The organism is Methanolobus psychrotolerans, from assembly GCF_002243045.1.
GTDB classification, from domain to species: domain Archaea; phylum Halobacteriota; class Methanosarcinia; order Methanosarcinales; family Methanosarcinaceae; genus Methanolobus; species Methanolobus psychrotolerans.
The window spans coordinates 20,270-27,926 of the sequence record NZ_MBKP01000049.1; the positions used below are offsets into that span (position 1 = coordinate 20,270).

Genomic DNA, 7,657 nt, shown 5'->3' on the forward strand with positions numbered 1-7,657 from the left:
GTTCCTACGGTGTTATATTCCGATTAGATTTTGCTTATTGAGAGCAAATTTCTTAATATTGATAGCTGCATTAATATCTCTATCATGATTGGTTTTACAATCAGGACATTCCCATTCTCTGTCTGCAAGTGTTAAATTCTTATTGTAATATCCACACATGTTACAGATTTTACTTGATGGTTCAAATCTACCTATACGCAAAACGGTCTTTCCATACCATTCTGCTTTATATTCGAGTTTGGTTACAAAAGAACTCCAAGAAGCATCATTTATTGCCTGTGCAAGACAATGATTTTTAAGCATACCATTAACGTTTAATGTTTCCAATGCCAACGCTTGATTCTCGCCTATCAGCTTAGAGGATAATTTATGTTGAAAATCATTTCTCTGATTGCTTATTCTCTCATGGATTCTCGATACCGCAAATCTAGCCTTTGCCCTGTTCTTTGAACCTTTTTGTTTCTTACTCATCCTTCTTTGTAGGACATTAAGACGTTGTATAGAGGATTTCAGGTATTTTGGATTTTCGATTTTTTCACAATTGGAAAGAACTGCAAAGTCCTTGATTCCAACATCGATACCAACAGTAACCTCCTCACTGAACAGACTTTTCACGGGTGTTTCCTGTTCATCATCTACAAGAATACTAATGTAATATTTTCCAGTAGGTGTTCTGGATACTGTAGCAGTTTTTTCAATACCTGTAAATTTACGATGTAGTTTTGTTTTTATCCATCCTATTTTAGGAAGTTTTACTTTATTGTTATCAAAATCCACTTCGTAGAATTGAGGTACTGAAAAAGATTGTACTGGATTCTTTTTAGATTTAAAGGTAGGAAATCCTTTTTTTTCTCTAAAAAACTTAGTAAATGCATTTTCGAGATTAAGAGTAGCACCCTGCAATGATTGAGAATTTACATCCTTCAACCATTCGTGTTCATCCTTCAATTTTCTAATCATTGTATTCAATGTGAATCTCGATACTGATTTGCCGTCTTGTTCATATGATTTGATTTTGTTTTCTAAAGCCCAATTATAGACAAACCTACACGAGCCGAAATGTTGGAAGAACGAGTCTTCCTGCTCTTTTGTAGGATATATTCTATACTTATAGGCTTTTAACATACAAATAGTATTTTTGTTTTAACAGTATATATAATTTGTGTTAAGTTATACAAAGGACTTGTTTTGTAGAATAGACGTAATTCATCCATCTGTCCCAGTTCAGAGAACTGGAACTCCCATTAAATCTACTATTTAATGTGAGTTTGAAAACGGTGGTCTTCTTACTCCAACGTGATAAACTGATAGATATCAATCTGAAATAGGGCATGAACATTACAAAATAGAAGTAAATAATATCGGAAACCGGCATATAAAACCGCCGGCAACCTTACTTTTTTTGGTATTACAACCTCTTGTTTACAAGAATGGATTTTAATTGCCCTTGTTTTTCAAATACTTATTTTCCTGAACAGATAGGAACCCACTGCCACCATCAGGACCGTAAATCCGGAAAGGACTGCAAAGCTTATGGCAGGATCTATCTGGGAACTGCCAAGGAGACCATACCTGATACCTTCAACCCCATAGGTGAGAGGGTCCAGTAATGTAAGGTATCTAACCCATCCAGGCAGACTCTCGATGGGGAACAGGGCACCCGATAGTCCAAATATAGGGAAGATGACAAAATTCATTATCAACTGGAAACCGTGCATATCTTCCATTCTTGAAGCTATGGCAATTCCAAATGCTGTGAATGAAAGCCCAATGAGTATCATAAAAATGATAGCTATCAGGAATCCCGGAATACTGCTTACCTCAAGCCCCATGAACAATGACAGGACAAATATAATGAGTCCCTGTATGACAGCTGTTGTAGCTCCACCAAAGGTCTGCCCTAGCATTATTTCAAGTCTTGAGACAGGGGCTACAAGAGTCTCTTTCAGGAAACCGAACTGCTTGTCCCATATTACCTGTATACCTGCAAACACTGAAGTGAAAAGAACACTCATAGAAATTATTCCAGGAATAATGAAGCCGATATATCCTTGTTCCATACCCGGGATAGCTACTACAGAGTTCAGGCCAAATCCAAGGACCAGAAGAAGGAATACAGGCATACCCAGACTGCCTATCATCCTGCTTTTTGAACGAATATAACGTTTCACATTCCTTAACCATAGAGTATAAACTATGTCCATTCTATCACTTCCTTACCCTATGCATCAGACGCATCTGCTCTTTTCCGCTGGCTTCCTCTTCCCTTATGATCCTGCCTGTAAAATGCAGGAATACGTCCTCGAGAGTGGGTTTATGGATAGATATAGAGTCAATTGGAATACCTGTTTCAGAAGCCATGTTGACAATCTGTGCAACATGCTTTTCCGCATTTTCCAAGCCAATGGTAAGGAATGAATCATGGACTTCAATATTTTTAATTTCCGGTAGGTACTGTATAACTGAATACAGTTTATCCCTTTCAGATGAAACTATAGTAATGACATCACCACCAATATCATTTTTCAGTTTTTCAGATGTATCAAGGGCTATTATCCTGCCTTTGTCTATTATGGCTATCCGGTTGCAGAGCTTATCCGCTTCTTCCATATAATGTGTGGTTAGAATAATCGTAATACCTTTTTCCCTGTTCAGCCTTTCAATGTAATCCCAGAGGTGATTCCTTGTCTGCGGATCAAGTCCGAGAGTCGGTTCATCCAGGAACAATATTTTTGGTTCATGCAGCAAGCCTCTTGCTATTTCCAGGCGACGCCTCATGCCACCAGAATATGTTTTCACAAGATTGTCCTTTTTCCCTTCCAGCTCTACCAGCTTAAGAAGCTCCATTATCTTTTTTTGCCTTGTACTTTTAGGAATACGGTAAAGCCTTCCGTGAAAATCCATATTCTCATAGGCTGTGAGTTCTTCATCAAGACTCTGGTCCTGGAATACGATACCAATTGACTTGCGTACATCATCTTCATTCGTAATTATGTCAAACCCATTGACAGCTGCTTTTCCAGAACTTGGTTTGAGCATTGTCGAGAGCATGGACATGGTAGTGGTTTTCCCAGCTCCGTTAGGACCGAGCAGACCGAAGACCTCACCGCTCTTTATGATAAATGAAAGGTTTTTTACGGCGGTAAAATCACCGAATTTCTTTGTCAGATTCTCAACTGTAATTGCAGACATTTTTCATTCTCCGATACCTTCGAATACTAGATCGACCCTTGCAGACAGATCCCCGGAAAAAGAGCAATCTGTATCTGAATGCAGCCACTTCATAAGTGAGTGAAAATAAATGGCATGCAAGGTTTCTGATGCAATTTTCAGATCAATCCTGTTCTTAATTTCTCCTTTCTCTACACCTTCTTTGAGAAAATCACTGAGTATGCAGATAAATCGTTGTTGACGTTCATGCCAATGTTGTTTCCCTGCAGACCGCTGCCCGGAAGCTATGATCGATCTTTTATGCTCTAAAAACAGAAGTCTTAAAAGCGTCTTGTCTTTTTCATAGTACTCTGCAAGGAGAATAAAAAAATTCTTTACTTTTTCCTTTGCAGGCGCATTTAGGGACATCTGTGATTCAAGTATATTGAAAATTACTTCTTCTTTCTGTTCCTGGAAGTAATGCAGAAGCGATTCCTTTGTCGGGAAGTAATTGAAGAATGTGCCTTTGGCTATGCCAGCTTCCTTTGTAATCTCATCAACTGTGGTATTTTCAAAGCCTTTTTCCTTGAACAGCCGACCGGATATTTCAAAAATCCGATTTCGCGTATCATATTTCTTTTTTTCACGCAGGGACATGTTGCCTCGTTCATTGGATAGTAACATAGAATGTGACCGTAGTCACTGATGACCAGAGTCATATTTAAGGATTATGACAAAGGACTTTAAAAGAAAAAGTAAACAATAAAATATCAGGCAATAATATTACCTTACAATTCAGATTAACTAGAACCAGGATAATATACACAAAGAAGGAGATCAGAACATGGAAGAACACCCACTAAAGATTATACAGGAGCAGGACAGTGAGTTTTTCAGCATAATTGAGGCAAACCGTGAAAATGCACTTTCAGAAGGTAGCATACCATTAAAATACAAGTTGTTAATTGCCATGGCACTTGATGCAGAACATGGTGCAGTGGACGGCGTGAAGGTGCTTGCTATGCAGGCAATGGCTCAAGGAGCCACAAAAGAAGAGATCATAGAAGCTATCCGCATAGCAAATTATATTGGTGGCATTGGAAGCGTTTACACTGCAGCCAATGCACTCCGGGATATACTGTAACTCCAGGGTTCAGTACAAATATCGAATAGTTAAGTATGGATACAAAGGAGAACGCAGCACAAAGAACAGGAATGACCAGAGGAAATTGAATTACACATAAGTAATACAGGTCATATTCAGTAATTTACATATGTTTACATCATACATTAGAAACATCAGTATAATCAAAAAAAAGGATTTATCACGAGTATGATAAAATAAGAAAACTTCATACACAGTCCAATGGACCTGATTATGCTATGTATGAAACTTACAGAAATAAACAGTACACCCACGATAAAAGACAAATAAACCAATCAAAATAGATAATAACGAATACATACATAGATATATGTATATATATGTGTATATATTACTGATATTTGCAGGTTACTCAGTGGTCCGAATCAGAATATACCCCTGTGAACTCTGCCATGAAAGTGACGACGATAGAAGAAAGGTATACCCACAGGAAAATTACAATTATTGAACCTATTGTCCCGTAAACAGTGGCTATATTGCTGTAAGAAAGGTAAAAACCAATAAAGTATTTCCCCAATGTCAGAAAAACTACAGTCAATAATGAACCTGTAAAAACATATTTCAGACCAAGGTTTGCTTGAGGAAGTACCCTGAAAAGATACATGAAAAGGGCAATGAGCGTTAACAAATTGATACCAAAGCTTGCATATTTGATAACACCTGTGGAAATAGAAAAAGCCGTTTCTAGGTTATCGGAGATGACAAAGAACACTACTTCGAACAAAGTGCTTACAGAAACAAGCATTCCAAATGCCAGAGCTGCTACAAGAGCAGACATCCTCTTGCGGACAAGCTGATGAAACCAACCCCGTTTAGAGTCTTTAGAACCCCACATCTTATTTATCATCTTTTGCAGCTGAAAGAAAATATTGCCTGCACTCCAGAGGTAAACAAAGAAACTTATTATGACACCTAAATTAAGAGAACTACCTACCGAAAGTTGCGTGAAAAGAACATTCAGAGCCTTTATAGAAAAGTCATCTGCAATCATTGACACATCCGTGATGATTGCTGCCCTGATAATCTGTTCTTTAAGGAAAATACTTCCTAAAAAAAGGGTGAAAAGAAAAAGAGATGGCAGACCTATTAATGTATAAAAAGAAAGAGCTGCGCTACTTGTAATGCCATCATCCTCCAGCCACTTATCAAGAGTTCTCCTAAAAAGGTAGGCATATCCGGATGTCATCTACTTAAACAATTATCCAATAGGATATAGTTGTTATCTATGTGTCATCTGCTAAGGAGATTTTTTGCCTGTTTGCTATCGATTTTATACCAAATGACTGGCGTAAATTATGGTTAATTTCACGAAATCAACGCCATGTTCCTGCATATAATTGGTTTGAATTCGTTGAAACTGTTAAAGAAATTAAGAGGATATGTATAATTATCTTCTTAACCGATGACACATGAGTTGTTATCTGGCTGAAAAGAAGCATAGATATTAAGCTTAAATACTATGATTAAGAAATAAAAGAAGTAATGGATCATTCAAGCAAGATGCCACAGGCACTTCTGATGCTAAGTGTGCTGGCAGCAATACTTATTTACGCCCTGTACCCCTACATAAACGCTTTTTTTGGAGCATTCATCCTGTATGTGATCTTTAAACCACTTTACATCTACATGACAAACAAAAAGAGAGTAAATAAAAGTATAGCAGCCTTTGCAATAATAATCCTTACAATTGTATTGATACTGATCCCTCTTTACATACTCATGACAATCGTGTTTTTCCAGATACAAAATGTTTTTTTTGGCACGAATACTATTCTTGAATCTATAGGCTCCGCCAATATCTATATAAGTCATCTCCATTTAGAAGGGTTACCCGTAGAGATCAACATCCGCGAAAAGATAATGGAGGTTGTTGTAGCAGCTACCGACTTCCTTTCCACCATGCTCTTAAATATAATTGAAAGCCTGGGGCAGAGAATTATTGAATTTGTGATCATGTACTTCCTTCTGTATTATCTCTTTGTAGGAGAAGGATCAAAATACTCTATCAAAATTCGAAACGCAGTACCATTTAGTAGAAAGAATACAGAAGCCCTCCAGAATGAATTCAAAACCATTGTGAACGCGACCATGATAAGCTCAGGAATAATTGCTCTGGTCCAGGGATCTATCCTTACACTTGTTTTTCTCTTGCTCGGAGTTGATGGTGCCTTCCTCTGGGGTTTTGTTGCAGTTATTTTGTCCTTCGTGCCTTTTGTGGGGGCGACAGTCATATGGCTCCCTGCAGTTATAATTCAGCTGATACAACAGGATTATTTCACTGCCCTGGGAATTTTGATCGGAGGAATAATCCTGAGCTCCATTGACAATGTCCTACGACCCATAATACAGAAAAAAATAGGAAGTATCCATCCCCTTGAATCACTCATAGGAGTTATCATTGGTCTGAAACTGTTCGGGCTTCTTGGAATAATAATTGGCCCCCTATTAATATCATATGTTATACTCATGGCAAAAATGTTTAACGAAGAATATCTTTTGGACTACGACAACGACAACAAATAAGTAGCCAGTTTTTCTCCCTTAATGCAATTACTTTTTGCGTATATTATAGCAAATTCATACATGCTATGCCACAGGCCGAAAATATATAACCCCCCACCGGGAAGTAATACCACATAGATTAGCAGACACTTGATTCTGCTTTATCTGAAAATAAGAAAGCAAATATGTGAGAGGCTGAAGGTCAGAACGTGGACAAGTTAAACGTTTTTTGGGAGAGAGATTGTAGAGAGTGCAGAGGGAATATGCCCACGTTCTGTTAATTTCGATCTGTTTTTACTTCAGCGCTTTTCCGATAAACCATACCGTACCACCGATTGGCCCACAGGCACTGAACCATCAGGTTATGTGACTGCAAAATCTAATATTTGTTTTTACTATATAAATATATCTATTCTGCATAATATAATGAGGCTCATTATTATGAGATATATGATTCACGAAGATGCACAAGTAGCACAGAGTAAACACAGTTAAAAGTGAACTACCACCCTATAAATAGGGTGGCTTCTTGCTTCATCATCAAATCTATTGATTTAATTCCACAAGCTTGAACTGTAGTTCCTACAGCACGATTTAGAATATTAATAGCAGCTGTCATCGGCGGTGAATAATTCCCCACTTTCGGCGGTTTAAAATTCCCCAGTTCACAATTCCTGACAAAAGTTCAAGGATTGTGAATAATGCTGAAAGCGGAGGATTGGCTATTGATTAGAGATTTGTATTCACAAGGTCTGAGCATCAGTAAGATCTCAGAAAGAACAGGTAAAGACAGGAAAACAGTGAGGAAATATGCCCGCCAGACGACACATCCTGAAATGA

Annotated in this window: 7 protein-coding genes and 1 pseudogene; 3 read left to right on the top strand and 5 right to left on the bottom strand. The window is 37.8% G+C overall.

Annotation, left to right across the window (positions count from 1 at the left end; translation table 11 throughout):
* Nucleotides 1–12 precede the first annotated feature (12 nt).
* From tnpB to BB781_RS13425, 4 genes are all read right to left on the bottom strand, one after another.
* Nucleotides 13–1,125: an IS200/IS605 family element RNA-guided endonuclease TnpB gene (tnpB, locus tag BB781_RS13410; RefSeq protein ID WP_094228990.1), complete on the bottom strand. Its 1,113-nt coding sequence runs from the start codon at nucleotides 1,123–1,125 to the stop codon at nucleotides 13–15.
* A 329-nt stretch (nucleotides 1,126–1,454) separates the two neighbouring features.
* Complete coding sequence (locus BB781_RS13415) at nucleotides 1,455–2,204, bottom strand: ABC transporter permease (protein ID WP_094228991.1); 750 nt, start codon at nucleotides 2,202–2,204, stop codon at nucleotides 1,455–1,457.
* Between the two features lie 4 nt (nucleotides 2,205–2,208).
* On the bottom strand, nucleotides 2,209–3,192 hold the full coding sequence (locus tag BB781_RS13420; protein ID WP_094228992.1) for an ATP-binding cassette domain-containing protein: 984 nt from the start codon (nucleotides 3,190–3,192) through the stop codon (nucleotides 2,209–2,211).
* Nucleotides 3,193–3,195: 3 nt separating this feature from the next.
* A complete protein-coding gene (locus BB781_RS13425) occupies nucleotides 3,196–3,807 on the bottom strand; it encodes a TetR/AcrR family transcriptional regulator (protein WP_094228993.1) in 612 nt (203 codons plus the stop codon).
* Nucleotides 3,808–3,994: 187 nt separating this feature from the next.
* On the opposite strand from BB781_RS13425, the gene BB781_RS13430 reads away from it, so the two are divergent.
* Nucleotides 3,995–4,294: a carboxymuconolactone decarboxylase family protein gene (locus BB781_RS13430; protein ID WP_094228994.1), complete on the top strand. Its 300-nt coding sequence runs from the start codon at nucleotides 3,995–3,997 to the stop codon at nucleotides 4,292–4,294.
* A gap of 373 nt (nucleotides 4,295–4,667) precedes the next feature.
* Here BB781_RS13430 and BB781_RS13435 read toward each other — a convergent pair whose 3' ends face one another.
* Complete coding sequence (locus BB781_RS13435; RefSeq protein ID WP_094228995.1) at nucleotides 4,668–5,501, bottom strand: YihY/virulence factor BrkB family protein; 834 nt, start codon at nucleotides 5,499–5,501, stop codon at nucleotides 4,668–4,670.
* Nucleotides 5,502–5,797: 296 nt separating this feature from the next.
* Between BB781_RS13435 and BB781_RS13440 the strand changes: the two genes are divergently transcribed.
* Both BB781_RS13440 and BB781_RS15435 read left to right on the top strand, forming a co-directional pair.
* A complete protein-coding gene (locus tag BB781_RS13440; protein ID WP_094228996.1) occupies nucleotides 5,798–6,838 on the top strand; it encodes an AI-2E family transporter in 1,041 nt (346 codons plus the stop codon).
* Nucleotides 6,839–7,518: 680 nt separating this feature from the next.
* A pseudogene (locus BB781_RS15435) lies at nucleotides 7,519–7,657 on the top strand (IS21 family transposase); the annotation flags it as partial.